Annotated in this window: 25 protein-coding genes; 15 read left to right on the top strand and 10 right to left on the bottom strand. The window is 72.5% G+C overall.

Annotation, left to right across the window (positions count from 1 at the left end; translation table 11 throughout):
• The first annotated feature begins 96 nt into the window (after nt 1-96).
• The 11 genes from AC4BGE_RS14700 (at nt 97) to rplQ (ending at nt 15,126) form a co-directional block, all read left to right on the top strand.
• Nucleotides 97-6,384 carry an Ig-like domain-containing protein gene (locus AC4BGE_RS14700; protein ID WP_490575758.1) on the top strand — a complete coding sequence of 2,096 codons (6,288 nt, stop codon included), beginning with the start codon at nt 97-99 and terminating at the stop codon, nt 6,382-6,384.
• Between the two features lie 37 nt (nt 6,385-6,421).
• The gene (locus tag AC4BGE_RS14695) at nt 6,422-7,390 is read left to right on the top strand and encodes an AAA family ATPase (RefSeq protein WP_490569431.1); all 969 of its coding nucleotides are present in this window, start codon (nt 6,422-6,424) and stop codon (nt 7,388-7,390) included.
• A gap of 7 nt (nt 7,391-7,397) precedes the next feature.
• Entirely contained in the window at nt 7,398-8,588 is a 1,191-nt protein-coding gene (locus AC4BGE_RS14690; protein WP_490569430.1) for a DUF58 domain-containing protein, read from the top strand.
• Nucleotides 8,585-10,999 (top strand): transglutaminase-like domain-containing protein, encoded by a 2,415-nt coding sequence (locus tag AC4BGE_RS14685; RefSeq protein WP_490575757.1) that lies wholly within the window; start codon nt 8,585-8,587, stop codon nt 10,997-10,999. The genes AC4BGE_RS14690 and AC4BGE_RS14685 overlap by 4 nt, the downstream gene beginning before the upstream one ends.
• A gap of 220 nt (nt 11,000-11,219) precedes the next feature.
• Nucleotides 11,220-11,441 (top strand): translation initiation factor IF-1, encoded by a 222-nt coding sequence (infA, locus tag AC4BGE_RS14680; protein WP_026145687.1) that lies wholly within the window; start codon nt 11,220-11,222, stop codon nt 11,439-11,441.
• Between the two features lie 28 nt (nt 11,442-11,469).
• Nucleotides 11,470-11,583 carry a 50S ribosomal protein L36 gene (gene rpmJ / locus AC4BGE_RS14675; protein ID WP_004008316.1) on the top strand — a complete coding sequence of 38 codons (114 nt, stop codon included), beginning with the start codon at nt 11,470-11,472 and terminating at the stop codon, nt 11,581-11,583.
• Between the two features lie 206 nt (nt 11,584-11,789).
• Nucleotides 11,790-12,164: a 30S ribosomal protein S13 gene (gene rpsM, locus AC4BGE_RS14670; protein ID WP_056599771.1), complete on the top strand. Its 375-nt coding sequence runs from the start codon at nt 11,790-11,792 to the stop codon at nt 12,162-12,164.
• A 73-nt stretch (nt 12,165-12,237) separates the two neighbouring features.
• Nucleotides 12,238-12,633 (top strand): 30S ribosomal protein S11, encoded by a 396-nt coding sequence (gene rpsK, locus AC4BGE_RS14665; RefSeq protein ID WP_489964692.1) that lies wholly within the window; start codon nt 12,238-12,240, stop codon nt 12,631-12,633.
• Nucleotides 12,634-12,662: 29 nt separating this feature from the next.
• The gene (rpsD, locus tag AC4BGE_RS14660; protein WP_489964693.1) at nt 12,663-13,271 is read left to right on the top strand and encodes a 30S ribosomal protein S4; all 609 of its coding nucleotides are present in this window, start codon (nt 12,663-12,665) and stop codon (nt 13,269-13,271) included.
• A gap of 140 nt (nt 13,272-13,411) precedes the next feature.
• Nucleotides 13,412-14,428: a DNA-directed RNA polymerase subunit alpha gene (locus AC4BGE_RS14655; RefSeq protein WP_490569428.1), complete on the top strand. Its 1,017-nt coding sequence runs from the start codon at nt 13,412-13,414 to the stop codon at nt 14,426-14,428.
• Between the two features lie 107 nt (nt 14,429-14,535).
• Nucleotides 14,536-15,126 carry a 50S ribosomal protein L17 gene (rplQ, locus tag AC4BGE_RS14650; RefSeq protein ID WP_490575756.1) on the top strand — a complete coding sequence of 197 codons (591 nt, stop codon included), beginning with the start codon at nt 14,536-14,538 and terminating at the stop codon, nt 15,124-15,126.
• A gap of 63 nt (nt 15,127-15,189) precedes the next feature.
• Here rplQ and AC4BGE_RS14645 read toward each other — a convergent pair whose 3' ends face one another.
• Entirely contained in the window at nt 15,190-15,558 is a 369-nt protein-coding gene (locus AC4BGE_RS14645; RefSeq protein ID WP_490569426.1) for a GntR family transcriptional regulator, read from the bottom strand.
• Nucleotides 15,559-15,612: 54 nt separating this feature from the next.
• Between AC4BGE_RS14645 and AC4BGE_RS14640 the strand changes: the two genes are divergently transcribed.
• Entirely contained in the window at nt 15,613-16,554 is a 942-nt protein-coding gene (locus tag AC4BGE_RS14640) for a PfkB family carbohydrate kinase (protein WP_490575755.1), read from the top strand.
• 24 nt (nt 16,555-16,578) lie between these two features.
• Here the strand turns inward: AC4BGE_RS14640 and AC4BGE_RS14635 are convergent, their stop codons facing one another.
• The 4 genes from AC4BGE_RS14635 to AC4BGE_RS14620 all read right to left on the bottom strand — a co-directional run bounded on the left by AC4BGE_RS14635 (nt 16,579) and on the right by AC4BGE_RS14620 (nt 18,881).
• A complete protein-coding gene (locus AC4BGE_RS14635; protein ID WP_490575754.1) occupies nt 16,579-17,343 on the bottom strand; it encodes a DUF2786 domain-containing protein in 765 nt (254 codons plus the stop codon).
• A 95-nt stretch (nt 17,344-17,438) separates the two neighbouring features.
• On the bottom strand, nt 17,439-18,017 hold the full coding sequence (locus AC4BGE_RS14630; protein WP_490575753.1) for a TIGR03086 family metal-binding protein: 579 nt from the start codon (nt 18,015-18,017) through the stop codon (nt 17,439-17,441).
• A gap of 1 nt (nt 18,018) precedes the next feature.
• A complete protein-coding gene (locus AC4BGE_RS14625; RefSeq protein WP_490575752.1) occupies nt 18,019-18,513 on the bottom strand; it encodes an SRPBCC domain-containing protein in 495 nt (164 codons plus the stop codon).
• 2 nt (nt 18,514-18,515) lie between these two features.
• Nucleotides 18,516-18,881 (bottom strand): ArsR/SmtB family transcription factor, encoded by a 366-nt coding sequence (locus AC4BGE_RS14620; protein WP_490575751.1) that lies wholly within the window; start codon nt 18,879-18,881, stop codon nt 18,516-18,518.
• A gap of 108 nt (nt 18,882-18,989) precedes the next feature.
• Here AC4BGE_RS14620 and truA point away from each other — a divergent pair, with 108 nt between their 5' ends.
• From truA to AC4BGE_RS14605, 3 genes are read left to right on the top strand one after another with little or no spacing between them, the layout of a single operon-like run.
• Nucleotides 18,990-19,820, top strand: a complete 831-nt coding sequence (gene truA / locus AC4BGE_RS14615; RefSeq protein ID WP_490569420.1) for a tRNA pseudouridine(38-40) synthase TruA — start codon at nt 18,990-18,992, stop codon at nt 19,818-19,820.
• A complete protein-coding gene (locus AC4BGE_RS14610) occupies nt 19,817-20,431 on the top strand; it encodes a class I SAM-dependent methyltransferase (RefSeq protein WP_490575750.1) in 615 nt (204 codons plus the stop codon). Before truA ends, AC4BGE_RS14610 begins: the two co-directional genes overlap by 4 nt.
• 34 nt (nt 20,432-20,465) lie before the next feature.
• A complete protein-coding gene (locus AC4BGE_RS14605; RefSeq protein WP_490575749.1) occupies nt 20,466-21,833 on the top strand; it encodes an FAD-dependent oxidoreductase in 1,368 nt (455 codons plus the stop codon).
• 30 nt (nt 21,834-21,863) lie between these two features.
• On the opposite strand, the gene AC4BGE_RS14600 is transcribed toward AC4BGE_RS14605, so the two are convergent.
• The 5 genes from AC4BGE_RS14600 to AC4BGE_RS14580 are packed head-to-tail and all read right to left on the bottom strand — an operon-like array spanning nt 21,864 to nt 26,748.
• On the bottom strand, nt 21,864-23,213 hold the full coding sequence (locus tag AC4BGE_RS14600) for an ABC transporter substrate-binding protein (protein WP_490569417.1): 1,350 nt from the start codon (nt 23,211-23,213) through the stop codon (nt 21,864-21,866).
• Nucleotides 23,210-24,331: a branched-chain amino acid ABC transporter permease gene (locus AC4BGE_RS14595; protein ID WP_490575748.1), complete on the bottom strand. Its 1,122-nt coding sequence runs from the start codon at nt 24,329-24,331 to the stop codon at nt 23,210-23,212. Before AC4BGE_RS14595 ends, AC4BGE_RS14600 begins: the two co-directional genes overlap by 4 nt.
• A complete protein-coding gene (locus AC4BGE_RS14590; protein ID WP_490575747.1) occupies nt 24,331-25,209 on the bottom strand; it encodes a branched-chain amino acid ABC transporter permease in 879 nt (292 codons plus the stop codon). The genes AC4BGE_RS14595 and AC4BGE_RS14590 overlap by 1 nt, the downstream gene beginning before the upstream one ends.
• Before the next feature lie 28 nt (nt 25,210-25,237).
• Nucleotides 25,238-25,945, bottom strand: a complete 708-nt coding sequence (locus AC4BGE_RS14585; RefSeq protein ID WP_490569414.1) for an ABC transporter ATP-binding protein — start codon at nt 25,943-25,945, stop codon at nt 25,238-25,240.
• The gene (locus AC4BGE_RS14580) at nt 25,945-26,748 is read right to left on the bottom strand and encodes an ABC transporter ATP-binding protein (RefSeq protein ID WP_490575746.1); all 804 of its coding nucleotides are present in this window, start codon (nt 26,746-26,748) and stop codon (nt 25,945-25,947) included. Before AC4BGE_RS14580 ends, AC4BGE_RS14585 begins: the two co-directional genes overlap by 1 nt.
• Between the last annotated feature and the right edge of the window lie 84 nt (nt 26,749-26,832).

Raw genomic sequence — 26,832 nt, 5'->3', positions numbered from 1 at the left:
ATCATGATGGCGGACCGCCTGGTGGCGGACCGCACTGCGTCCATGATGGCACCGGTGTCGTCCCGATCACGTAGTCTCACCCCTCGAAGTGCGTGGTTGCACAAGATTCAGGGGGAGACCATCACGATGCGCGGGTTCCTGCGTCGGCACCGGGCGGCGATCGCCTCCAACACGGCTCTGGCCGTGGCGGCCGGTGCCGTGCTCGTCTACGCGGTCTCCGCCGACGGCTACCAGTCCCACCGCACCGAGCTCAACGACGGCGGCATCTGGGTCACCAACAGCGACAAGGGCTACTTCGGCCGGGTGAACAAGCCGATCGGCAAGCTCGACGGCGCCGTTCCGCTGGAGCAGGACGCCGACCTCGACATCATCCAGGACGGCGCGGCCGTGGTCGGCGTCAACGGCCGGGCCGGGCGGCTGGTGCCGCTGGACCCCGCGACCCTGGACGCCAACGACGGGGCCAGCTCCTCCCTGGCCCCCGGCGGGACGGTGGCGATGGCCGGCGGCACCCTCGCCGCGATCGATCCCGAGACCGGCAGCACCTGGGCCGTTCGCTACGACGCCAAGGTCGGTGCCCCGCTGGCCTCCGCGCTCGACCAGCAGTCCGAGCCGCTCGCCAAGGTCGGCGCGTCGGCGTCCATGACCGTCACCCGCCGGGGCGCGGTGGTCGTCATCTCCGCCGACAAGGACCGGGTGGCGGTCTGGCAGCCGGAGTCGACGGGAGCCGACCTCAAGGACCCGGTCACCGAGAAGCTGCCCGACGCGGCCGGCGACCCCACCCACGCCACTGCGGTGGGCGAGTTGGTGGTCACGCTCGACCGGGCGAGCGGGACGCTGTGGACCCAGGCGGGCGGCACCGCCTCGCTCCCGGCCGACGGGGTGCTCCAGCAGGCCGGTCCGGCGGCCGACTCCGTCCTGGTCGCGCACGAGGACGGTCTCTCGGAGGTCGACCTCGCCTCCGGCCGCGTCACCACGCTGGTCGAGGGGGTCTCGGGGAACCCGGCCGCGCCGGTGCGGCTGGGGGAGTGCGTCTTCGGGACCTGGTCGGGCGGCGAGGGCCAGCTCGCCGTCGGCTGTGGCGGGTCGCGTCCCACGGCCACCTCCCTGGGCGCCAAGGGGAACGCCAGCGACCTCGTCCTCCGGGTCAACCGGGACGACATCGTGCTCAACGACGTGGCCAGCGGCTCGGTGTGGGAGATCGACTCCGAGAACCCCCAGCGCATCGACAACTGGGAGGCGTTCACCGACAGCAAGAAGGTCGAGGCACAGAAGAAGGACGACGAGCAGCAGACCACGGGCGACCGCCGTCCGCCGCAGGCCAAGCCCGACGACTTCGGCGCCAGGGCCGGCCGCACGAGCGTCCTCTACCCGCTGGACAACGACGCGGCCCCCGAGGGTCGCCTGCTGGCCATCCAGGGCGTCGACCAGCCCAACCTGCCCGGTGCCCGGGTGGCGATCAGCCCCGACCGGCAGACCCTCCAGCTCTCGCTGCCGGAGAACGCCCGGGGCCAGGCCAGCTTCGACTACTACATCGACGACGGCCGCAACCTCAAGGACCAGGCCACCGTCACCGTCGACGTGCGCGGCGGCCAGGAGAACGCGGCCCCCGCCCTGCGCGAGGGTCACGAGCCGCGGCAGTGGCGGATGCCGGCCAGTGGCTCCCTGGAGCTGCCGGTGCTGCCGGACTGGCGCGACCCCGTCGACAGCGACCCCCTGATGCTCGAGTCGGCGCGGGTGGTGGGCGGCCTGGAGGGCGTGGTCGCGCGGGCCACCACCAACGGGCGCCTGCGCATCTCCGCCCCTGGGCGCGGGGGTGAGGTCCAGGTCGAGTACGCCGTCTCCGACGGCCTCTCCGAGCCGGTGCGCGAGGTCCTCAACGTCACGGTCCAGGACAAGTTCGAGCAGACGACCTTCCCGGCCGTCGCGGAGCCCGACGTGGTGAGCGGCGAGGTGGGCAAGCCCATCGTGGTGCGGCCACTGGCCAACGACCTGCCGGGTTCCGACCCGGGGACCCCGGACGCCCAGCTCGAGCTGGGCGGGAGGATCCCCGACCAGGTCGGTGCCAAGGTGCGCACCGACCTCAACACCGGGGTGGTCCGCGTCGACGCCAACAAGGCCGGGACCTACCTGCTGGACTACCAGACCGCCTACGGCAACGCGAAGCTGGCGCGGGGCAAGATCCGGGTCGACGTGCGGCCCCCGCCCAAGAACCCCCAGGATCCCGTCGCCACCCCGGACACCCTGACCCTCTACGGCCAGACGGCCGCGACGGTCGACGTGCTGGCCAACGACGTGGACCCCGCAGGGGGCATCCTCGTGGTCCAGGCCGCTCGCCCCGACCGGCCGGACCAGGTCGACGTGGCGATCGTGGAGGGGCGCTGGCTGCGCATCTCGGCCCGGCAGGGCGCGCTGAGCCCTGCCGCCCAGGTGGTGCGCTACACCATCAGCAACGGCACGGTCTCGGGGGTCGCGGGCGAGGTGCTGGTGACCCAGCGGCCCCGGCCCAAGGACAACACGCCCGTCACCGGGCCCGACCGGGTCGTGGTGCGAGGGGGCCAGGTCGTGGCCCACCCGGTCCTGGACAACGACTACAGCCCGTCGGGCGACCGGCTCGACCTGGCTCAGGACGCGACCGTCGAGAGCTCCGGCGAGCTGGCGGTCGAGGCGCCCCAGGACTACGCCGGAGACGTCGGGTCCGCCTACGCGTCCGGCCGGCTGGTGCGTTACGTGGCTCCCACGGGGTTGGCCGAGCGCGAGTCCTTCTCGGTGCCCTACGTCGCGGAGAACTCCACCGGCGAGACCGCCGCGGGCAAGCTGACCGTCGTGGTGGTCCCCGAGGACGGACCCAACGCGGTGCCGGAGCCGCCCGCCCTGGAGGGCCGGGTCGTCGCCGGCGACTCGCTGCGGATCAAGCTGCCGGGCAGTGACATCGACCCGGACGGCGACCCGGTGGTGGTGACCGGGATCGACGCGCCACCCCGGCTCGGGCGGCTCATCGAGTTCGGCGCCAACTACCTGCAGTACCAGGCCTACCCCAACGCGGCAGGCACCGACGAGTTCGCCTACACCCTCACCGACTCCCGCGGTGCGGAGGCGACCGGCGTCGTCCGCGTCGCGGTGGTGCCCGCCGGGCTGCCGCAGCCGCCGGTGGCCGTCGCGGACGACCTGACGGTCGCCCCCGGGGCGGTGGCCCGGGTCGACGTGCTCGCCAACGACGAGATCGGCTCGACCGACCGGATCACCGTGGAGCTGGTCGACCCGCCCGAGGGCGCCCGCCTGGAGTCCGCGATCGGTCCGCTGCTGGTCGAGACGCCCCGGGAGGCCGACGGCGACACCCTCGAGGTCGTCTACTCCCTGAGCAACGGCCTGGCCACCTCGCTGGCGATGGTCCGGATCGAGACGGTCGAGGGCTTCAACAACCCGCCCGTCGTGCAGGACGCCTTCGGGCGGGCCGACGCCAGCGACGCCGTCAAGGTCGACCTGCTGGCCGCCGCCGACGAACGCCCCGCCGCCTACGACCCCGACGGCAGCGTCGAGGACCTGCGGGTGACCCGCGTCTACGCCGAGGAGGGGACCTACGAGCTTGTCGGCGACACGGTCACCGTGACCCGCGGGAAGGCGCCCAAGGTGGTGCCCTTCCGGGTCGAGGACGCCCGGGGCGGGGTCGCGAGCGCCTCCCTCTACGTGCCGCCCGCGGCCGGTGGCCGGCCGTACCTCAAGGACGGCTCCCTGATCGAGATCGACTCCGGGGCGAAGAAGAAGATCGAGATCGGCAAGTTCATCGTCAACCCCGGCGGCGGCACGCTCGCCCTGTCGGGTCCCCAGCAGGTCTGGGGGTCGCCGCGCAGCGCGGTGAGCGTGCGCGGTCTCTCCGGCACCGAGGTGGAGGTCTCGACCCGCGCCGACTTCCGCGGCCCCGGGGCGGTGATGGTGGAGGTCGTCTCCGCCGCCGACGAGGACGACGCCGAGGAGGCGCCCCGGTCGACGGTGATCTCGATCCCCGTCCAGGTGGGCGACAACCGGCCCGAGCTCGACTGCCCCGACACGCCGATCGAGGTGGCGGCCTCGGACTCGGCCCAGATCGACGTGCCCTCGGTGTGCACGGTCACCACGGTGCCGGACGCGCCGGGCCGCTTCGCCCTCGACTACAGCGCCGTGTGGAGCACGGAGGTCTCCGGCGTGACCCTCTCCTCCGTGCGGGGGACGCTGCTCGACGTGGCCGTCGACGGCGGCGTGCGAGCGGGCTCCACGGCCGTGCTCTCGGTGCGCGCCGGTGACAGCGACCCCGACACCCTCCGGGTCCGGGTGACCCGGGCCCCCTCGCCGTCGTTGATGTCGTTCTCGGTGCCGGACATGAAGCCGGGGTCGAGCAAGGAGATCAACCTCTCCCGCTACCTGCGCGCCGGGGTGAGCGACCCGCAGCCCACGATCCTCGGCGTCCGGCGGGTGTCGGGGAACTCCGTGAACGCCTCCTCCTCGGGTGCGACGCTGCGCCTCAACGCCCCCAAGGGGGCCGGCGGGCGCACCGAGCTGCAGGTGGAGATGAGCGACGTCTCGACCGGCAACCCTGGTCCCGAGCGGCGGGTCAGCGCCCGGGTGAGCATCGAGGTCCTCGACGTGCCCACGGCCCCCGGTGCCCCGTTCGCCAACGAGATCAAGGACCGCTCGGTCGAGCTGAGCTGGCAGCCGTCGGACCCCCGCGGAGCGCGCATCGACTTCTACGAGGTGTCGCTGGTCGACGGGAGCCGCAAGCAGCGCTTCCGGACCAACAAGGGCGTCTTCCGGGTGCCGGACAACGGCAAGAAGTACGCCTTCCAGGTCAGGGCCCACAACAAGGTCGGCTTCTCCGAGTGGAGCGGTCGCTCGCCCTCGGCCGAGATCGACAAGCAGCCCGGCCGGGTGCCGTGGATCCGGGCGGAGGAGATCGGCGACGGGACGCTGACCCTGCGGTGGGGCAAGGCCCCCACGGCCGTCTCGGACGTGCAGACCTACTACCTCTCCTGGCGCGACGGCAGCGCGGAGGTGACGGGGAGCAAGCGGACGCACGTGGTCACCGGCCTGGACAACAACCAGCAGTACGAGTTCTCCATCCGGGCGCGCAACGCCACCGGGACCTCCGACCCCCGGGTCTCCGACCTCTTCCAGTCGATCGGCACCCCGGCGAGCCCGCGGGGACTGAGCGTCTCCGACCAGCAGACCGGCCCCGACCTGACCACCCTGAGGCTCGACTGGGCCGGCACCCTCCCCGAGGGCCCCGCGCCGACGCTCTACTCGGTGCGGGCCACGGTCAACGGCAGGACCGAGGTCCTGCCGGAGTGCCGGCGGATCGAGCTGACGACCTGCCGTCACACCGGGGTCCCCTACGACGGGCGGGTCTGGAACTACACGGTCCAGGCACACAACGAGCGGAACACCTCGGCGGCGAGCCCGCCGGCCACGTTCGCGGCCGTGGGCGTCCCCCAGTCGTGGGACGCCTGGAGCTGGGAGGCCACCGGCCGGGACACCCAGATCACGCTCAACTACCGGGTCCCCGCCTCGCGCGGTACCCAGAGCAACGTCACGGTGCTGGTCAACGGCGTGCCGGCGGGGCAGCCGGCCAACCAGCTGGGGCCGCAGACCCGGACCATCGGCCTGCCCAACAACCTCAACCCGCACTCGGTGCGCCTGCGGGTCTGCAACGAGGCGGACCGGTGCAGCGACAGCAACGTCCAGGACGCCCAGAGCTACGGGCCGTTGACCGACCAGATGGTCCGGGCGAGCCCCGTCGTCAACGGCAGCTCGGTGCAGTGGGTCGTGGAGGGCAACAACAACGGGAACCCGGGCAAGCTGACCGTCCGCGTCTACGACGTGACCGACCCCTCGGACCAACGCCTCCAGGCCGACCTCAACGTGGACCTCTCCGGCTACGGCCCCGGGAACTTCACCTATCCGCTCGCGGCCATCCAGACGGGATGGCGGTCGACCTCGCGCATCGAGGTGACGATCTCCGACGACGCCCCGGCCGGTCGCGGCTCGGGGCAGGCGGTCGCGGCGATCGCCACCGGGGACCCGCCCACGCCGGTGGTGACGGTGACCAGGGTCCCCTGCAAGGACGGCACGGACAACCCGTGCGGACCGCCCGACTCGGGCGACCTGTGCGTCAGCGACACCTGTGGCTTCATCGCCGTGCGGGTGACCGGTTTCCTCTCCGCCTACAACTGCAGCGTGGAGCGCACCCGGTGGCCGCTGAGCCCGGAGGTCCTCCACACCATCCCGAACCAGACGGGCGAGTACAACGCCACGACGCCCGTCTATCTCTCGAACGGGAACGTCGTCGTCTCCTGCACCACGGTCAACCAGGAGGACAAGGAAAGACAGACCGGAAGCGGCTCGAAACAGTGGTGACACCGGGGTACGGACCCCCTCGAACGGAAGAAGACGCATGACGATCTCCCACGAGCAGGCCGAGTGGTTCAAGAAGACCTTCGACCAGCTGACCGACAACATCGAGAAGGCGGTGCTGGGCAAGCGCAAGGTGGTGCGCCTGGCTCTGACCTGCCTGCTCTCGGAGGGGCACATCCTGCTGGAGGACGTCCCGGGGACCGGCAAGACCATGCTGGCGCGGGCGCTCGCCAACACCGTGCAGGGCAGTCACGCCCGCATCCAGTTCACCCCCGACCTGCTGCCCTCCGACGTCACCGGGGTGACGGTCTACGACCAGCACAAGGGCACGTTCGAGTTCCACTCCGGGCCGATCTTCCACACGATCGTGCTGGCCGACGAGATCAACCGCGCCTCGCCCAAGACCCAGTCGGCCCTGCTCGAGGTGATGGAGGAGGGCCAGGTGACCGTCGACGGGGTCGCGCACTCCGTGGGCCGTCCGTTCCTGGTGATCGCCACCCAGAACCCCATCGAGCAGGCCGGCACCTACCGGCTGCCCGAGGCGCAGCTGGACCGCTTCCTGATGAAGACCTCGGTGGGCTACCCCGACCGCCAGGCCACCGTCGAGCTGCTGGTCAACGCCCGGGTGCGCGACCGTGCCGCCCTGGTGTCGCCGGTCATCACCGCCCAGACGATCGCGCAGATGAGCGAGCTCGCCGACGAGGTCTACGTCGACCCCGCCGTGATCGGCTACGTCGCCGAGTTGGCGGAGGAGTCGCGGCGCCTGCCCCACGTCAGGCTCGGGCTCTCGGCCCGCGGCTGCCTCGCCCTGGTGCGGGTGGCCAAGACCTGGGCGGCCGCCGACGGCCGCGACCACGTCGTCCCCGACGACATCCGCGACCTCGCCGAGCCCGTCCTGAGCCACCGCCTGCTCCTGGACGCGGAGGCGCAGTTCAGTGGCGTCTCGGTGGAGACCGTGATCGGACGCCTGCTCGACTCCGTGGCACCCCCGACGGACCGAGTGGCCTGAGTCGTCGATGGAGGTCCTCGAGCGAGCGGTGCGCGCAGTCCTGGCGGTCGTCCGGCCGACCGGCTGGGTGGTGCTGGGGCTGGGCGTGGGCGCCCTCGTCGTGGCCGGCCTGACGGGCTGGCTCGAGGTGGGGGTCCTGGCGGCGGCGTGCCTGCTGCTGCTGCTCCTGGCGACCCCCTTCCTGCTGGGGCGGACCTCTGTCCGCGTCGACCTGCGGCTCGAGCCGGAGCGGGTGGTGGCGGGGGAGTCGGTGGCCGCCGGCGTGGTGGTCACCAACGTCTCCGGGCGCCGGATGATGCCCACCACGCTCGAGGTCCCGGTCGGGACCACCGTGCACCGGTACGCCGTCGGCGCGCTGGGGGCCGAGGAGAGCGACGAGGAGTCGTTCACCATCCGCACCGAGCGCCGGGGGGTGATCCCGGTGGGCCCCGCGACGACGCTGCGCGGCGACCCGCTCGGGCTCTTCTCCCGCGACATGGTCTGGACGCCGCTGCGCGAGGTGCTGGTCCGCCCCGCGGTGCTGCCGCTGGACTCGCTCGGGGCCGGCCTCCTGCGTGACCTGGAGGGCGTCTCGACCGACGCCGTCAGCCAGAGCGACCTGGCCTTCCACGCGCTGCGCGAGTATGCGCCCGGCGACGACCTGCGCCACGTCCACTGGCGCTCCTCGGCCAAGGTGATGGCCTCCACCGGGGAGAACGCGCTGCTGGTCCGCCAGTACCTCGACACCCGGCGCAGCCACGCCACCCTGGTGGTCGACGACCGGCTCCGCTCCTGGCACGACCCGGAGGGTTTCGAGACCGCGATGACGGTGGCCGCCTCGATCGCGGTGCGCGCCGCCACCGACGAGTTCGACGTCTCGTTCGTCTGCGGGAACCAGGCGTCCTCCGGCGGCCAGGGGCACCTGGCGCTCGATGCGGTCTGCCGCGCCGACTTCGGCGACGCCGGGCTGGTCGCCACGGCCCGCCGCGCCGTCGGTGCCGCCCCCGACACCAGCATCGCCTTCTTCATCACCGGCTCGGAGGCCGCCTTCGCCGATGTGCAGCGCGCCTCCGCCGCCTTCGGCTCGGAGGTGAGGCGCTTCGCCATCCTGGTGGAGCCGACCGGCATCAGCCGGGTCTCCGACGCGGCCGGCCTCCGGGTGCTGCACCTGACCGCCAAGCAGGACCTGGGCCGCCTTCTCCACTGGAGCGTCGGATGAGCGCCACGACCACCACCGGCACCCGGACCAGGACCAGGTCCGAGCGCCGCTGGCCCCGCCCGGAGCAGTGGGTCGACCTCGCCGTCCTGGTGGTGCTGGTCGGCGTCGCGCTCTCCGGCCTGGCAGCCTCGTTCACCGGCTGGCAGTTCCTGGTCGTCGGCGTGCTCGGCACGGTCCTGGCGGCCGGCGCCTCGGTGTTGTGCCGGGCCGTGGGGCTGCCCGCCGTCGCGGCGGTGCTGCTCACCGTGCTGGTCTTCATGCTCCTCGGCGGGCCGCTGACCCTGCGCTCCGAGGGCGACACCGCCTTCCTGCCCGGCCCCGGCACGCTCGGGACCCTGGTGGACCAGCTGCTCTACGGCTGGAAGGACCTGCTCACCACCCTGCCGCCCGTGGAGGGCGACGGGCCGCTGCTCGTGCTGCCGTGGGTGATGGGCCTGCTGGCCGGCCTGGTCGGCTCCGGCGCTGTGCTGCTCGAGCTGCGCCGGCCCTGGCTCACCGCCGTGCTGCCGGTGCTGGCGGCCACCGGGGTGCTGGTCGCCGCGATCCTGCTCGGCGTCTCCCACCCCCAGTCGCTGCTGGTCCAGGGTGCGGTCTTCGCCGGGCTGGCGCTGGGCTGGCTGGCGCTGCGCGGGCGGAGCGCCACCGCGCAGGTGCGGGTGGGCCGCCCGGGCCCCGTCCGGGTCGCGGCGGCGGTCGGTCTGCTGGCGGTCGCCGCCGGGCTCGCCCTGCCCGTGGCCGGAGCCTTCATGGACGAGGACCCCGACCGGCTGGTCCTGCGCGAGCACGTGGAGCCGCCGTTCGACATCGGCGCCTACCCGTCGCCGCTGGCCGCCTTCCGCAACTACGTCGACCTGGGCAACCGGAGCGAGAAGACCAACGTCTTCCACGAGGAGATGTTCGTCGTGGAGGGCGTCGAGCCGGGGACCCGCCTGCGGATGGCCACGCTCGACCACTGGGACGGCATGGTCTACGGCGCGACCAACGACCCGCTGGCCGCGGAGTCCGGCGACGCCTTCCAGCGGGTCTCCTCGGTCATCGACAACCCCGTCCGCGGTCGCGAGGTGAGCGTCCGGGTCCGGGTCGCCGCCGGCTACTCGGGCGTCTGGCTGCCGACCGTCGGCGCCCTGCAGTCGATGGAGTTCGAGGCCGGCGACCCCAGGACCAAGGCGGAGAGCTTCCGCTACAACCTGGCGACCTCGACCGCCGTGGTGCCGAGCGGGCTGCACCCCGGCGACGTCTACGCCTTCGACGCGGTCCTGCCCGAGGACGCCGTCACCGCCGAGATCGGCGCCTCGCCCCTGCCGGGCGCCCTCAACGCCGACACCGGCTTCCTCGACCAGGCCCGGGACAAGTGGACCGAGTCGGCCAGCACGCCGATGGAGCGGGTCTTCGCCGCGGCCGACCACCTGCGCGAGAACGGCCGCTACTCCGACGGCGTCCGCCGGGCCGAGCGCGGCTACCACCCCGGCCACGGCCACAAGCGCCTCTCCGACGAGTTCGTCAACGCCGACCCGATGGTCGGCAACGACGAGCAGTACGCCGCGGTGATGGCGCTGATGGCCAACAAGCTGGGCGTCCCGGCCCGGGTGGTGCTGGGGGCGGTGGTCCCCCAGGGAGGCGTGGTCAAGGGCGAGCACGTCGAGGCCTGGGTCGAGCTCCGGGTCGCGGACGGCACCTGGCGCACGCTGCCCACCGAGCGGTTCATGTCGACCAAGCCTCCCGCGGAGCGGCAGCCGGAGACCCAGGAGCCGATGACCGGCACCGTCGTCCCGCCGCCGGCCCCGATCCCGCCCCCCTCCGACCTGGGGGAGTCCTCCGACTCCGAGCTGCGCACCCGGATGCAGCAGGAGGAGGCCGAGGAGGAGGCCGACGACGAGGACGCCGGCGGCCTGCCCGCCTGGGTGGGCACGGTCGCCAGGGTCGTCGGGCTGCCGCTGCTGCTGGTCGCCGCCGTGGTCGGCGCCATCGTGGGGGCCAAGACGCTGCGCCGGCACCGCCGCCGGCGGGCGCCGGTCGTCTCGGCACGCTTCGTGGGCGCCTGGCGCGAGCTGGTCGACCAGGCCCGCGACCTGGGCCAGCCGGTGCCGGCCGGGCCCTGGGCGACGCGCCGCCAGCAGTCGCTCGCGATGACCTCCGGCGGGTCCGTGGCGCTGGCGCGCCGCGCGGACGGCTTCGTCTTCGGGCCCACCCCGCCACAGCCGGAGGAGGCCGACACCTACTGGGAGAGGATCGAGGAGGAGCGCCGGGCGATGGTCGCGGGCCTCGGACGCCGGCAGCGGATCCGCGCGGCCCTCAGCCTCGCCAGCTTCCGGACCGGTCGGCCGAGCCCGGCGGCCGGGCCCGGCTCCTCGGAGGGGCCGCGGTGGCCCGCCCGGTTGATTAGGGTTTCGCGGCGTCGCCCACTAGACTGATGCGTCGGCCCAACGTGGGCATGCTCGTCGGCGTCTCGCGGCTGCCGTGACATCGACCAGGTCTCTCCTCGGGGAACTTGGATGATGCGCGGAAATGAGACACCAGCGGCTGTCGCACGAGGTCCACCCGCCCAGGCGGGAGGTTCCCGGGCCACCCCCGGACGACATCCGTCAGCCGGGGTGCACACGGTAGACAACGTTCCAACAGATTGTGGAGGACATGCCGAAGAAAGAAGGCGTGATCGAGCTCGAGGGCACCATCACGGAGGCCCTGCCCAACGCCATGTTCCGGGTCGAGCTGAGCAACGGACACAAGGTGCTCGCCCACATCAGCGGCAAGATGCGCCAGCACTACATCAGGATCCTCCCGGAGGACCGTGTGGTGGTGGAGCTCTCGCCGTACGACCTCACCCGAGGTCGCATCGTCTACCGCTACAAGTAACCAGCCGATCTGAGAAAGGCCCTCCGAAGTGAAGGTCAACCCGAGCGTCAAGCCGATCTGCGACAAGTGCAAGGTCATTCGTCGCCACGGCCGCGTCATGGTCATCTGCGAGAACCCGCGCCACAAGCAGCGGCAGGGCTGATAAGCCGGCGGTCCGCCGCCGGTCTCGCGACAACAGAAGAATCCATTCAACGTGCTCGCTAGCCGGGACACCCGCGAGGGTGACCGGCGAACCCACCTCCGGAGCAGCGGCCGGAGCCCGGTTGCACAGGTCCAGGACCTGTGCGAGGCGCCGGGGTGCGACACGGACGAAACCGCAGCGAACTACCCGAAGGGAATGCCAGACACATGGCTCGCCTCGTTGGTGTTGACCTCCCGCGCGACAAGCGCATCGAGATCGCACTCACCTACATCTACGGCATCGGCCGTACCCGTGCCCAGCAGCTGCTCGCCGCGACCGGGGTCGACCCGAACGCCCGCGTGCACACCCTGGGCGACGAGGAGCTGGTCAAGCTCCGCGATGAGATCGAAGCCAACTTCAAGATCGAGGGTGACCTCCGTCGCGAGGTCCAGGCCGACATCCGTCGCAAGATCGAGATCGGCAGCTACCAGGGTCGCCGCCACCGCATGGGCCTCCCGGTCCGCGGTCAGCGCACCAAGACCAACGCGCGCACCCGCAAGGGTCCCAAGCGCACCGTCGCCGGCAAGAAGAAGGCGAAGTGATCCTCGGCCTCCGCCGGATCACTTGCTGACTTCCTCGAACTCAACGCTTCCCAGCTACCTCAGGAGATACTGAATGCCTCCCAAGAGCCGCACCACCAAGGTGCGCCGCAAGGAGAAGAAGAACGTCGCTCAGGGCGAAGCCCACATCAAGAGCACGTTCAACAACACCATCGTCACGATCACCGACCCGACCGGTGCGGTGATCTCGTGGGCCTCGGCCGGCACCGTCGGCTTCAAGGGCTCCCGCAAGTCGACTCCGTTCGCCGCCCAGATGGCCGCCGAGGCCGCGGGTCGTCGGGCGCAGGAGCACGGCATGAAGAAGATCGACGTCTTCGTCAAGGGCCCGGGCTCGGGCCGCGAGACGGCGATCCGCTCGCTGGGTGCCATCGGCCTGGAGGTCGGCACCATCCAGGACGTCACGCCTGCCCCGCACAACGGCTGCCGCCCGCCCAAGCGCCGTCGCGTCTGATCACCCGAGACCTAAGGAGACTTTGAAAGATGGCCCGTTACACCGGTCCCATGACCAAGAAGTCGCGCCGTCTCGGTGTCGACCTCGTCGGTGGTGACGCTGCGTTCGAGCGTCGCCCCTACCCGCCCGGCCAGCACGGCAAGGGCAGGATCAAGGAGAGCGAGTACCTCCTCCAGATCCGCGAGAAGCAGAAGGCGCGCTTCACCTACGGCGTCCTGGAGCGGCAGTTCCACAAGTACTACGTGGAGGCTTCGCGCCGTAAGGGCAAGACCGGCGACAACCTGCTGCAGCTCCTCGAGTGCCGCCTGGACAACGTCGTCTACCGTGCCGGCTTCGCCCGGACCCGTCGTCACGCCCGCCAGCTGGTCAACCACGGCCACTTCCGGGTCAACGGCCTCAAGGTGGACATCCCGTCCTACCAGGTCTCGGCGCACGACGTGATCGACGTGCGGGAGAAGTCCCTGGAGATGACCCCCTTCATCGTGGCTCGCGAGACCCACGGCGAGCGCGTCGTCCCGGCGTGGCTCGAGGCGATCCCCTCGCGGATGCGGATCCTCGTGCACCAGCTCCCGACCCGGGCGCAGATCGACCTGCCGGTCCAGGAGCAGCTGATCGTGGAGTTCTACTCCAAGAAGTAGTCCGGTCGGGAGCTCCTCCCGACCACCGCCTTCCGGGGCCCGGCCCAGCCGGGCCCCGGAGGGGCACCCCTCAACTTCATCCTCGTCGCCGAAGTTCGGGCCCGTCATATATCGGGTGGGTCCGGAAAGGAAAGAATTCAGTGCTTATCGCTCAGCGCCCGACCCTGTCGGAAGAGACCGTTGACGAGTTCCGCTCCCGGTTCGTGATCGAACCCCTCGAGCCCGGCTTCGGTTACACGCTCGGCAACTCGCTGCGTCGCACCCTGCTCTCCTCCATCCCGGGAGCGGCCGTGACCAGCATCAAGATCGACTCGGTCCTGCACGAGTTCTCGACGATCGACGGCGTCACCGAGGACGTCACCGAGATCATCCTGAACCTCAAGGGCCTCGTGGTCTCCTCGGAGCACGACGAGCCGGTCACCATGTACCTGCGCAAGTCGGGTGCCGGCGTCGTCACCGCTGCCGACATCACCCCGCCCGCGGGCGTCGAGGTGCACAACCCGGACCTGCGGATCGCGACCCTCTCCGACAACGGCAAGCTCGAGATGGAGCTCGTCGTGGAGCGTGGCCGCGGCTACGTCTCCGCCGTCCAGAACAAGGGTGCCGACAACGAGATCGGCCGGATGCCGGTCGACTCGATCTACAGCCCCGTGCTGAAGGTGACCTACAAGGTCGAGGCCACCCGTGTCGAGCAGCGCACCGACTTCGACAAGCTGGTCATCGACGTCGAGACCAAGCCGTCGATCCGTCCCCGCGACGCGATCGCCTCGGCCGGCAAGACCCTCGTCGAGCTGTTCGGGCTGGCCCGTGAGCTCAACGTCGAGGCCGAGGGCATCGACATCGGCCCGTCGCCGGTCGACGAGCAGCTCGCCGCCGACCTGGCCCTGCCGGTCGAGGACCTGCAGCTGACGGTCCGCTCCTACAACTGCCTCAAGCGCGAGGGCATCCACACCGTGGGCGAGCTCATCTCGCGCTCGGAGCAGGACCTGCTCGACATCCGCAACTTCGGTGCGAAGTCGATCGACGAGGTGAAGGCCAAGCTCGTCGAGATGGGTCTCTCCCTCAAGGACAGCGCCCCCGGCTTCGACCCGCACGCCGCGCTCGCCGCCTACAGCGACGACGACGACGACGCGTTCGTCGAGGACGAGCAGTACTGACACAGCGTCGAGGACGACCAGTCCTGACACACCCCAGATCCCGGCGAACGACGCCGGGACCGACTACCCCGGTACCTGGTACGGCCGGGGAGGAATGAGTAGAAGCGATGCCCACCCCCAAGAAGGGCCGCCGTCTCGGCGGCAGCCCGGCCCACCAGCGCCTGATCCTCTCGAACCTGGCCACCGCCCTGTTCGAGCACGGTCGCATCACCACGACCGAGGCCAAGGCCCGGCTGCTCCGCCCCTACGCGGAGAAGCTGATCACCAAGGCCAAGAAGGGTGACCTGCACAACCGTCGCGAGGTGCTCAAGGTCGTCCGCGACAAGTCGGTCGTGCACACCCTCTTCACCGAGATCGGCCCGACCTTCGCCGAGCGTCCGGGTGGCTACACCCGGATCACCAAGATCGGCCCCCGCAAGGGCGACAACGCCCCCATGGCCGTGATCGAGCTCGTCACCGAGGCGTACTCGCCCAAGGCCGCGTCGTCGAAGAAGACCAAGGCGGCTGCCGCCCCGGTCGAGGAGGCGCCCGCCGAGGAGACCACCGCCGAGGAGACCTCCGCCGACGAGACCTCCGAGGGTGCGCCCGCCGAGGTTATCGCCGAGGGTGTCGACGGTGAGGCCGAGGTGCTGGCCGTCCAGCCGGACGCCGAGAACGCCGAGGAGCAGTCCACGGACGCCGCTGAGGTCAAGGAGTAGGTCTCCCGCCCCAGCAGTCCCCGCGAAGCCCGTCCCCTCTCCAGGGGGCGGGCTTCGTGCGTCTCACCGTGACCATCCGTCCTCGGCCAGGCGGATCGCCTCGGCACGGGTCAGTCCGAGCCGGCGACAGGTCGCCACGTAGGCCTCGGCCGCCCGGCGCGCCTCGTCGCCCTCCGCGCGGGAGCCGCTGCGGACCACGGTCCCACCGCGTCCACGGGTCTCGACCACACCGTCGGCCTCGAGCTCCTTGTAGACCCTGGCCACGGTGTTCGCCGCCAGACCCAGCTGGTCGGCCAGCGCTCGCACCGACGGCAGCCGGGTGCCCGGCGCGAGCTCCCCGCGAGCCGCCGCGGAGGCCAGCTGGGCACGCACCTGCTCGAACGGCGGAACGGGGTCGTCGCGGTCGACCCTGACCAGAGGGGGCTCGCTCATGCTCGACAGGGTATGACGCTGGACTCGTGAGCCCCGACCGGCGAGCATCGCGGGATGGACGAGGTGCTGGTGGTGGGGGAGTCCCTGGTCGACGTCGTGCACGGCGACGGACGGCCCGCGCGTGAGCTGCCGGGCGGAAGCGCGGCGAACACGGCCGTCGCACTGGCACGCCTCGGTGTGCCGGTCGGGCTGCTCACCGCCCTCGGCGCCGACCCGCGCGGGGACCGGCTGGCGCGGCACCTGGCCGCCGAGGGCGTCGGCCTGCCGGTGGACCCGAGGGTGCTCTCCCGGACCGCGACGGCCGAGGCGCGAATCGCGCCCGACGGCTCGGCCCGGTACTCCTTCGACGTGGACTGGAGGCTGCACCCCGCCGTCGACGCGCTCGGCGAGGGTCCCCGGGTGCTCCTGGTCAGCTCGCTGGCCCCGGTGCTGGAGCCGGGCGCGTCGACGGTGCGGACGTTGGTCGGCCGGTGGGGGCGGGAGGCCGCCGTCGTCTACGACGTCAACGCGCGACCTGCGATCACGGGAGACGGACCGCACCTGCTCGCTTCGGTGGCGGTGACCGCGGCTCTCTCGGACCTGGTCAAGGCCTCGGACGAAGACCTCGAGGTGCTGATGCCCGGTCTGACGCCGCAGGATGCGGCTCGCCGGCTGCTCGACGAGGGCGCCGGGGCGGTGGTCGTCACCAGGGGCGCCCACGGGGCGCTCTGGATCGACCACGAGCGGGTGCTCTCCGTGGAGGGCCGGCCCGTCACGGTGGTGGACACGATCGGGGCGGGGGACACCTTCGGCGCCGCGCTGGTGCGCTGGCTCCTCGCGGCCGGGGCCCTCGACCGGCGGCCGGGAGCGCCCGGGGCGGGGTGGGCCCTCACCGGGGGGCAGGTGCGCGAGGCGCTGGAGTGGGCGAGCGCGGCCGCTGCCGTGACGGTGTCGCGACCGGGGGCGAATCCGCCGAGCGTGGGCGACCTGCCTGACCTGCCTGACCTGCCTACCTGAGCGGCGCCCTTCCGGCGGCCCGGCTCACCGGCCCCGCGGCAAGGGGGCCCGTTCGCCCCGGAGCCGGGTGGTGCCCAGATCGGCCTGCTCTCCGGCCAGGTACCCGTCGCGCATCCCCGAGCCCGACAACGACCGGGGCCGTGCCTGACGGGCGCCGGGGTAGGCGTTGCGCAGGGCGTGCTCGACCTCGACGGCGCGGTCGGCCAGCACCAGGCCGGCGGCGCGTCCGCCGCGGCTGGTCCGCTCCGTGGCCGCCCCCTCGGCCCGGGCCTCCGCCTCCGCCAGCCGCCGGGAGATCGACATCCGGAAGCCGGCCTGCCAGGAGCGCCGGAAGGCCGCCTTGTGCTCCCAGGGCGGCACGGGAGTGCGGGCCAGCTGCCGGCCGGCCTGCATCAGCAGGCTGGTGAAGAGCAGCTCGACGCGGGCGAGGTCGGAGGCGTGGCCGAAGAGGTGGACGGAGTGCTCGGTCGGCGCCGACTGCGAGGCTCGGGTGCGCAGCACGGCCCGGCAGCGCAGCCGGTTGGCGACCTCGCAGAGGAGATGGGCCTTGTCCCGCGCGTAGGGGGCGTCCAGGCCGATCACCCGGTCCGCCACCCGGTCGCTGCCGGGGTCGTCGGCGGAGAGGAGTGCCGCGTCGATGCCGTAGTCGGCGATCAGCTGGGTGGCCTTGGCGGTGTAGGTCTCCGCCTCCTCGGGGCTCGCCGCAGGGTCCTCGGCCTTGGCGAGCAGCTTGCGCACCTTCGCGAGCATCAGGGCGGTCTGGTCGGACGACGGTCCGGTGGCGGGCACGGCGACTCCGGTCGAGGGTGGGGCTGGCAGGTGCGCCCCACCTTGCCAGTGCCCGCCGACGCGCCGTGCGGCCACTCCACAGGCGGCGTCCTGCCTCAGTCCGCCCCGGGCCGCCACGCCGGGTCGCGGCCGATGAAGGCGATCAGGCGCTCCTGGGGGCCGGAGCCGTCGAGGACCGGACGCCGGACCCCGAACTGCCCGGAGGCGCGGACGGCGTCCTCCATCGCCTCCATCTCGCGCAGCATCTCCGCGCAGGTCTCCGGGTCGAGGGTGGCGTCCTGGCCGGTGGCACGCGCCAGGTCCCAGGAGTGCATGAAGACGTCGGCGGTGTAGAAGGTGGTGAGGGCCGCCGCCAGGTCCTGGGGCGGCGCGTGCGGGTGGGTGAACGGCGAGGCCGCCGCCTCGCGGTCGTCGAGCAGGCCCTGCACGCCCTCGAGCTGGGCGAGCCAGGCCGCCACCGGGTCCAGCGCGGCCGGCGGACCGGGCTCCCAGCGGTACGCCGTGGCGTCGGCGAGGAACCCCGGCAGCCAGGTGACCAGGTGCTCCACCACGTCGCGCGCCGTCCACCCCGCCACCGGTGCGGGGCTCGACCAGTCGGTCGTGCCCCGCACCAGAGCGGTGAACCGGCCCGCCACCTCGCGGTGGCGGGCGGCGGGCTCGGTGGGCAGGCCCACCTCAGACCCGTCCGTCGGCGAACATGCGGTCGAGCTTGGCGTAACCCTCCTGGACGCCGACCTCCATGCCGGAGGAGAGCATCCCGTCGCGCCCCTCGAAGGAGTCGCAGAGGGAGAACCCGTGCAGGCGGGTCCGGCCGTCCCCGAGGTCGGTGAAGGTCATCGTCTCCAGCGCGATCGCCTCGGGCATCCCCTCCCAGGTGAACGTCTGGACGATCTTGTCCTCGCCCACGTACGGGAAGGTGCCGCGGAAGGCGTACTCCTGCCCCTCGTGCACGTTGAGGTAGCGGTAGGAGCCCAGGGTGTGGCAGTCCCACCGGTCGATCCGGGTGGTGACCGAGTCGGGCCCGATCCACTGGGCGAACAGGTCCGGGTCGGTGTGCGCGCGCAGCACCTGCGCCACGGTCGCCTCGAAGTCGCGCCAGATGTGGATGGCGGGGACCTCCTCGTCCGCCTGGATGGCGGCCTCTGCGTAACGGTCGGTCGGGTCGGTCATGGTCATGATGCTGTCCCTTCTTGCTCCGGTGTGCCAGGGGGGTCCTGCTCCTGCTGCATCCGCGCCAGGACGGCGTCCAGGCGCTGGTAGCGCTCCTCCGCCTGCCGGCGGTAGCGCTCGATCCACTTCGTCATGAGGTCGAACACCTCGGCCTCCAGGTGGACCGGCCGGCGCTGCGCCTCACGACTGCGGCTGACCAGTCCGGCCTCCTCCAGGACCTTGAGGTGCTTGGAGACCGCCTGCATGCTCACGTCGTAGGGCTCGGCGAGCTCCCCGACCGTCGCGTCGCCGACGGCGAGCCGGGCGACCATGTCGCGCCGGGTCGGGTCGGCGAGGGCGGCGAAGACGCGGGAGAGCGGGTCGGCCACGGGGGCCTCCTTGTTCAACTGATCGGTTGAATAAACCTACGGCCGTGGCCCCGGCCACGTCAACCATCTGGTTGAACAACTCTGTGCCCCTTCTGGGAGGATGGGCCGGTGCGCCTCCGGATCGACCTCGCCTACGACGGCACCGACTTCTCCGGGTGGGCGACCCAGCCGGGCCGACGGACCGTGCAGGAGACGCTCGAGGCCGCGCTGGCCACCGCGCTGCGGGTCTCGCCGGTCCGCGCCGTGGTGGCCGGCCGCACCGACGCCGGGGTGCACGCCCGGGGGCAGGTGGTCCACGTCGACCTCGCGCCGGAGCTGCTGGCGCGCTCCGCCGGCCGCTCGACCGACCCCCCGGCCGACGCGCTCGCCCGCAGGCTCAACGGCATCCTTCCCCCCGACGTCCGGGTACGCCGGGTGGGCGAGGCCCCGGCCGGGTTCGACGCCCGGTTCTCCGCCGTGTGGCGTCGCTACGCCTACCGCATCGCCGACCACCCCGACCTGGTCGACCCGCTGCACCGGCACCACGTCCTGGCCTGGCCGCGGGCGCTCGACCTGGACGCGATGAACCAGGCCGCGGCCACCCTGCTCGGCCTGCGCGACTTCGCCGCCTTCTGCCGGCGCCGCGAGGGGGCCACCACGGTGCGCACCCTGCTGGAGCTGGAGTGGCAGCGCGACCCCGCCGGCGTGGCCGTGGCCCGGGTGAGGGCCGACGCCTTCTGCCACAACATGGTCCGCTCGCTGGTGGGGTGCATGGTCGCGGTGGGGGACGGGCGGCGCGCGCCGGGCTGGGCCGTGGAGCTGATGACCGCCCGGGAACGCAACCCGGCACTGACCGTGATGCACGCCCACGGGCTCACCCTGGAGGAGGTCGGCTACCCCGCCGACGACCAGCTGGTGGTCCAGGCGCGACGTGCCCGAGCCAAGAGGGAGCTGGCATGAACGACACCGGTGGCGGCCAGGACCACTACTTCTCCGCCGACCCCGACGTGCCCTTCATCCGGGAGAGCTTCACCTGCGAGGTGTGGGGTCACGAGCTCGAGCTGGTCAGCGGGTCGGGGGTCTTCAGCCGTGGCCACCTCGACCACGCCACCGCCGTCCTCTTCCGCGAGACGGAGCCGCCGGCCCAGGGCCAGTTCCTCGACCTCGGCTGCGGCTACGGGGTGATCGGCCTGGCCATCGCCAAGGCGGTGCCCCTGGCCCGGGTGATCGGGGTGGAGGTCAACGAGCGCGCCATCGCGCTGGCCAACGAGAACGCCCGGAGCCTGGGCGTCTCCGGGACCTTCGTGGCGTGCCGACCCGACCAGGTGCCGGCCGGCTACCTCTTCGACGAGATCTGGTCCAACCCACCGATCCGGATCGGCAAGGAGGCGCTCCACGAGCTGCTGCTGACCTGGCTGCCGCGGCTGGCGCCGGGCGGGCGGATGGTCTCGGTGGTCGGCAAGAACCTGGGGGCCGACTCGCTCCAGCGCTGGCTGACCGAGCAGGGCTGGCCCACCGAGCGTCTCGCCAGCGTCAAGGGGTTCCGGGTGCTGGAGACCCGCAGGGCCTGAGCACCCGGCCACCCGACGTGCGAGGCTGGCCCGCATGAGCGAGCGCATCGTCATCCTCGGCGCCGACGCGGCAGGCATGTCCGCGGCGCACCAGATGCTGCGCACCGCCCGGCGCACCGGGCGTGAGCTCGAGGTGACGGTGCTGGACCAGGGCAGGCACACCTCGTACTCCGCCTGCGGCATCCCCTACTGGATGGCCGGCGACGTGGACTCCGCCGACGCGCTCGTCGCCCGGACCGCAGACGAGCACCGCCGGGCCGGGATCGACGTCCGCCTCGGCGTCCGCGCCGCCGGGGTCGACCTGGACGAGCGCGAGGTGCGGGTCGAGGACGGCGAGCCGGTCGGCTACGACCAGCTCGTGGTGGCTACCGGGGCCACCCCGATCGTGCCCGGCTGGGCGCGCGACGAGACGGGCGCGCTGCCCCGGGGGGTGGGGCAGGTCAAGACCCTCGACGACGGGCAGGAGTGGCTGGACCGGTTCGCCGGGGCCGGCGAGGCGGCCCACGTGGTCGTCGTCGGCGGCGGCTACATCGGCCTCGAGGTCGCCGAGGCGGCCTTGCGCCGCGGCCTCGGCGTCACCCTGGTCACCCGTTCCCGGGTGATGAGCTCCCTGGAGCCGGAGATGTCGGACCGGGTGGCGCTCGCCCTGAACGACGCCGGGGTCGAGGTCGTGCTCGACGCCGACGTGACCGGGCTCGACGTCGTCGACGGCGCGGTGCGTGCCGTCCGCTGGGAGGGCGGGTCCCGCGACTGCGACCTGGTGGTGCTCGCCCTCGGGGTGGTGCCGGCGACCGGGTTCCTGGCCGGCTCGGGGCTGGCGCTGGGGGAGAAGGGGGCGCTGCGCCCCGACCCGCACGGCCGGGTCGCGGACCGGGTCTGGGCGGCGGGCGACTGCTGCGAGACGTGGCGCCGTCTCGCCGCGGACCGGGTCTTCCGCCCGCTGGGCTCGCACGCCAACAAGATGGGCCGGGCCCTGGGCGACAGCCTGGCCGGGGGGACGCTCGCCTTCGACGGCATCCTGGAGACCGCGATCACCCGGTTCGCCGCCGGCGGCCGGTACCTCGAGGTCTCCCGCACCGGCCTCTCGCACGCCGACGCCAAGGCGGCCGGGTTCGACCCGGTGGCCGTGGTGACCGAGGGCTCGACCGCCAGCGGCTACATGGACGAGGCGGACCCGGTCGCCATCCGGGTGATGGCGGACCGGGCCTCGCGTCGGCTGCTGGGTGTCCAGCTGGTGGGCGGCCGCGGTGCCGCCAAACGGGTCGACACCGCGGCCGCGGTCCTGTGGGCGGAGGGGACGGTGGACGACCTGGCCTGGATGGACCTGGCCTACTCGCCCCCGTTCAGCACGGCCTGGGAGGTGCTGGGCGTCGCCGCGCGCCGGACCGCGGAGCGGCTGTGACCCGGTGCCCGGACGACGCCCAGCGGTGGCTCACTCCGCGATCCCGCTCTCCGGCGGCGCGTCGTCGGCCTGGCCCGAGGAGTCCTCGGTGATCTCCGCGTCCCCGATGTCGGTGACCAGCACCGGCGTGAGCGGCTCGGAGGAGTCGCCCTTGATCTCGGCCAGCCGCATGCCCGAGATGCCCATGTGGCTGTCGGCGCTGTAGCGGAACGGAGCCAGCTGCGGACCCTCCAGCGACTCGCCGTTCTCCTCGAGCCACTCCACCAGGCCCTCGCGGGTCAGGTCCTCGCCGACCCCCTGCAGGGCCTGGACGAACGCGTAGGCGTGGGACATGCCGTAGATCCGGTAGTTGGTGAGCTCGCCCTTGGCGCCGTGCTCGTCCCAGACCTTCTGCCACAGCTGGACCCACGGGTCGTCGGTCTGGTCGTTGCCGGGGATGTACTCCGAGGTCATCACGCCCTCGAGCGCGCTGGTGCCGTCCTTGATCGCGCCCTCGGAGAACTCCGAGAGCAGCGAGCCCACCAGGTCGGGGTCGGAGCCGATGCTGGCGACGTACCACTTCGGCTTGTAGCCCAGCTTCATCGAGACCAGCTGCGCCAGCGCGGTGTAGGAGGGGGTGTTGAAGGAGAGGACGAGGTCGGCCCCGGCGCCCTGGAGGCCGGCGATCTGCGGGCCCACGTCGGTGTTGCCCGAGGTGTAGCGCTCGACCGCGACGATCTCCTTGTCGAGGAACTGCCGCACGCCCTTCTCGGCGTCCTCGCCCAGGTCGTCGTCCTGGAGGAAGAGGCCGACCTTGGCGTCGGGCATGTTCTCGGCGACGTACTGACCGATGATCTTGCCCTCGCTCTCGTAGTCGGGCTGCCAGCCGAAGGTCATCGGCCGGGCCTCGACGTCGTCGCCCCACATCAGGGAGCCGGAGGAGACGAAGAGGTCCGGGACGCCCTCGGTGTTGAGCTGGTCGACCACCGCGCTGTGGGTCGGGGTGCCGAGCCCGCCGACCATCGCGAAGATCTCGTCCTGGAGCAGCAGCTCGTTGGTGACCTTGCTGGTGTTGGTCGGGTTGTAGCCGTCGTCCTTGACGATGTACTCGATCTGCCGGCCGTGGACGCCGCCCTGGGCGTTGACGTAGTCGAAGTACGCCTTGGCGCCGGTCGGGATATCGCTGTAGCCCGGGGCCGCGACCCCGGTCAGCGGGAAGTGCCCGCCGATCGTGACCGTGTCGGCGGTGACCCCGGTGTCGGAGGCGCCGCCGCCGGTCTCGCCGTCGCCGTCCCCGTCGTCGTCCCGGCCGCCCGCACCGCAGGCGGTGAGGACAAGGGTGGTCACGACCAGGCCGGTCAGGCCGACCAGTCGCGTCGACCTCGTGTTCCTGCGTCTCATGGTGTTGCTCCCTCTCTGGTGGTGTTGGTGCCGGCCCCGGGGGCCGGGTCCGAGTCGGTGGGGGTGCGGCGGGCTCGCCTGGTCAGCACGGCGCGGTGGACGGTCCCGAAGAGCCCGCTGGGGGCGAGCAGGATGACGAGCACCATGACGACGCCGTAGACGAGGGGCGCGAGCTCGGCGGCCGCGATGTCGTCGAGGCCGGCGTCGATGCCGAGCCCGGTGACGAACTGGGGGAGGAAGGTCAGCAGCGCTGCGCCGAGCAGGGCCCCCGTCAGGCTGCCCAGCCCGCCCAGCACGACCGCGGCCAGCAGGGTGAGGCTCAGCGTGAGCGTGAAGGAGCTCGGGGCGGCCAGGCGGACGGCGATGCCCAGCATCGCCCCCGCCGCTCCCGCGGCCGCGGCGCTGACCATGAAGGCCGAGACCCGGGCGCGGCCCAGGTCGATGCCGGCGAGCTGGGCGGCGACCTCGTCGTCGCGCACCGCCCGCCAGCGGCGCCCGACCCGGCTGCGCGACAGGTTCGCCAGCAGGAGGAAGGTGACGATCAGGGTGAGCCAGGCGACGAACGCCACCCAGCCCCGGCCGGTCAGGTCCTGGCCGGTCAGGAAGTACGTCGCGTCGTCGGCCCAGGTGGGCGGGTCCGGCAGCACGACGGGCAGTCCCTGCTCGCCGCCGAGGGTCTCCTTGAAGTAGAGCGCGATCCCGGGGACGGCGACCGCCAGCGCCAGCGTCGCTCCGGCCAGGTAGGGGCCGTGCAGCCGGGCGGCCGCCACCCCCACGAGGGCGCCGACCGCGACCGTGACGGCGACCGCGGCCAGGACCACCAGCAGCAGCGGGGTGCCGGCCTCGCGGTCGGGCAGCAGGAGCGCGGTGGTGTAGGTGCCGAAGGCCATCAGCGCCCCGTGGCCGAGCGAGAGCTGGCCGTTGAGGCCGGTGAGCACGGTGAGCCCGCCGGCGGCGATGCCGAGGTAGGCCATCTCGGCCAGCTGGAACCGGCGGAAGTCGTCGACGGCGGTGAGCACCAGGACGACCACGACCAGCCCGAGCGCGGCACCGACCAGGTGGCGGAGCAGGGTCACCTCTCGCAGCGACCGGCCCAGCGTCGTACGCATCCCGGACATCAGACCCGCCTCGCCGTCGTGGTGGAGAAGAGGCCGCCGGGCTTCAGGGTCAGCACCAGCATCAGGATCAGCAGGGCGGCGAGCGCGACGAGCTGCGAGCCGACGTACCCGCTGACGAAGCTCAGGGTCAGGCCCAGGACCAGGCCGCCGACGACCGCGCCGACGGGGCTCTCGAGCCCGCCGAGCACGGCGGCGACGAACCCGTAGACCACGATGGAGTCCATGTAGCCGGGGTGGACCAGGCTGCCGCCGGCGATGAGCAGCCCCGCCAGGGAGCCGACCAGCGAGGCGAGTGCCCAGCCGAGGGTCTTCATCCGGCCGACCCGGACGCCGAGCAGACGGGCCACCTCGGCGTTGAAGGCGGCGGCGCGCATCTTGAGGCCGAGGTCGGTGAAGCGGAAGAGGAGCACGAGCAGGCCCATCACCACCAGCACCGCGACGATCGTGAAGACCCCGAACCCGGTCAGGGCGATGGTGCGGTCGCCGACCTCGAAGCCCCGGATGCCGAAGGGGGCGGGGAAGGAGCGGTACTCGTTGCCGAAGACCACCGCGGCCACCGAGTGGAGCACGATGAAGAGGCCGAGGGTCAGGATCACCGCGTTGATCTCGGCCTTGCCGTCGACGTGGCGCACGATCGTCCGCTCCAGGCCGGCGCCCAGCAGCAGGCCCGCGGCCAGCGCCGCGGCGAAGCCGAGCCAGTAGGAGTAGCCCGCGTCGATCACCACCAGGGCGACGAAGGTGGTGACCATGGCCATCGGGGCCTGCGCGAAGTTGACCACGCGGGTCGACCGCCAGATCAGCACCAGGGCCAGGGCGAAGGCCGCGTAGACCATCCCCAGGGTCAGGCCGCCGAGAGCGGTGTTGAGAAGCTGTTGCACGGGTGGGTCGTCTCCTTCCGGGTCCGGGTCAGAACCCGAGGTAGGCGTGGCGGAGCTGGTCGTCCGCGGCCAGCACGGAAGCCTCCGAGTCGGCCACCACCCGGCCGAGGTCGAGGACGACGCCGTGGTCGGCGACCGAGAGGGCGCTGCGGGCGTTCTGCTCGACCAGCAGCACCGAGAGGCCCTGGTCGGCGACCAGGCCGCGGAGCAGGGCGAAGATCTGGGCCACGATCCGGGGAGCCAGGCCCAGCGAGGGCTCGTCGAGCAGCAGCAGCTCGGGGCGGGCCATCAGCGCCCGGCCGATCACCAGCATCTGCCGCTCCCCGCCCGAGAGGGTCCCGGCCTGCTGGGTGCGGCGGTCGGCGAGGACCGGGAAGAGGTCGAGGGCGAGCGAGAGGTCGCGGTCGGTGACCCGGCCCGCACCCCGGCCGAGCCCGCCGAGGCGGAGGTTCTCCTCGACGCTGAGCTCGGTGATCACGCCGCGCCCTTCGGGCACGTGCGCCATCCCGCGGCCCGGCATCTGCTCCGCGGCGACCGCGCCGATCTGCTCGCCCGACAGGGTGATGGAGCCGTGGCTGGCGCGGTGCAGCCCCGAGATGGTGCGCAGCAGGGTGGTCTTCCCGGCCCCGTTGGCCCCGAGCACGGCGGTGATCTCGCCCTTCGCGGCGGTGAAGGAGACGTCGTGGAGCGCGGTGACGGGACCGTAGGAGACGGTGAGGCGGTCGACGGTGAGCATCAGACCTCCTCGCCCAGGTAGGCGGCCAGCACGGCCTCGTCGTGGCGGACCTCGTCCGGGGTCCCGTGGGCGATCACCTTGCCGAAGTCGAGGACGGTGATCTCGTCGCAGACCCGCATCACCAGGTCCATGTGGTGCTCCACGAGCAGCACCGACATCCGGTCGCTGAGGCCGCTGATCAGCTCGCCGAGCTCGTCCATCTCGTCGGCGGAGAGCCCGCTGGCGGGCTCGTCGAGCAGGAGCAGCTCCGGCTCGGCCACCAGGGCGCGGGCCAGCGCCACCCGCTTGCGGACGGGGTAGGGGAGGCTGCCGGGGTAGAGCGCAGCGACGTGCGCGATGCCCAGGGCGTCCAGCGCCGCCATCGCCCGCTCGCGCAGCGCCCGCTCCTCGCGCCACGACCCCGGCAGCGCCAGCATCGCGCCGAGGAAGCCGGTGCGTGCGTGCCGGTCGGCGCCGGTGACGACGTTCTCGAGCACGGTGACCCGGTCGAAGAGGCCCAGCCCCTGCAGGGTGCGGGCGATGCCGTGGCCGGCGAGCTGGTGCGGCCGGAGCCGGCCGAGCTCCTCCCCGTGCCGTCGCAGACCCCCCTCGTCGGGCACCACGAAGCCGCAGGCCACGTTGAACAGGGTCGTCTTGCCGGCCCCGTTGGGGCCGATCACGCCGTGCACGGTGCGGGGGCGCACCCGCAGCGAGGCGTCCGCGAGGGCCGTCAGGCCACCGAACCTGACGGTGACGTGGTTGAGCTCGAGGTCGGCCTGCTGCTGGTGGGCAGTGGCGGCCGGCCGGTCGAGATCGGTGCTCACGAGGCCTCCTGTGAGTGGCGCTGCCGGGGGTTGGGCGATGTGACCTGCACCACCTTGGTGTGCTGGCACATTCGGGTCATTGGG

It is taken from the genome of Nocardioides sp. Z50_6 (assembly GCF_058215755.1).
Note: the sequence above shows the minus strand (reverse complement) of the source record. Positions and strands in the feature narration are given on the sequence as shown.

Excerpts from the sequence above, each read along its gene's own strand:
- AC4BGE_RS14595 (WP_490575748.1), bottom strand. The coding sequence starts at position 24,331 with ATGTCCGGGATGCGTACGACGCTGGGCCGGTCGCTGCGAGAGGTGACC.
- AC4BGE_RS14610 (WP_490575750.1), top strand. The coding sequence starts at position 19,817 with ATGAACGACACCGGTGGCGGCCAGGACCACTACTTCTCCGCCGACCCC.
- rplQ (WP_490575756.1), top strand. The coding sequence starts at position 14,536 with ATGCCCACCCCCAAGAAGGGCCGCCGTCTCGGCGGCAGCCCGGCCCAC.
- rpsD (WP_489964693.1), top strand. The coding sequence starts at position 12,663 with ATGGCCCGTTACACCGGTCCCATGACCAAGAAGTCGCGCCGTCTCGGT.
- rpsM (WP_056599771.1), top strand. The coding sequence starts at position 11,790 with ATGGCTCGCCTCGTTGGTGTTGACCTCCCGCGCGACAAGCGCATCGAG.
- rpsK (WP_489964692.1), top strand. The coding sequence starts at position 12,238 with ATGCCTCCCAAGAGCCGCACCACCAAGGTGCGCCGCAAGGAGAAGAAG.
- AC4BGE_RS14585 (WP_490569414.1), bottom strand. The coding sequence starts at position 25,945 with ATGCTCACCGTCGACCGCCTCACCGTCTCCTACGGTCCCGTCACCGCG.
- AC4BGE_RS14600 (WP_490569417.1), bottom strand. The coding sequence starts at position 23,213 with ATGAGACGCAGGAACACGAGGTCGACGCGACTGGTCGGCCTGACCGGC.
- AC4BGE_RS14640 (WP_490575755.1), top strand. The coding sequence starts at position 15,613 with ATGGACGAGGTGCTGGTGGTGGGGGAGTCCCTGGTCGACGTCGTGCAC.
- AC4BGE_RS14690 (WP_490569430.1), top strand. The coding sequence starts at position 7,398 with ATGGAGGTCCTCGAGCGAGCGGTGCGCGCAGTCCTGGCGGTCGTCCGG.
- AC4BGE_RS14685 (WP_490575757.1), top strand. The coding sequence starts at position 8,585 with ATGAGCGCCACGACCACCACCGGCACCCGGACCAGGACCAGGTCCGAG.
- AC4BGE_RS14625 (WP_490575752.1), bottom strand. The coding sequence starts at position 18,513 with ATGACCGACCCGACCGACCGTTACGCAGAGGCCGCCATCCAGGCGGAC.
- infA (WP_026145687.1), top strand. The coding sequence starts at position 11,220 with ATGCCGAAGAAAGAAGGCGTGATCGAGCTCGAGGGCACCATCACGGAG.
- AC4BGE_RS14645 (WP_490569426.1), bottom strand. The coding sequence starts at position 15,558 with ATGAGCGAGCCCCCTCTGGTCAGGGTCGACCGCGACGACCCCGTTCCG.
- AC4BGE_RS14605 (WP_490575749.1), top strand. The coding sequence starts at position 20,466 with ATGAGCGAGCGCATCGTCATCCTCGGCGCCGACGCGGCAGGCATGTCC.
- AC4BGE_RS14695 (WP_490569431.1), top strand. The coding sequence starts at position 6,422 with ATGACGATCTCCCACGAGCAGGCCGAGTGGTTCAAGAAGACCTTCGAC.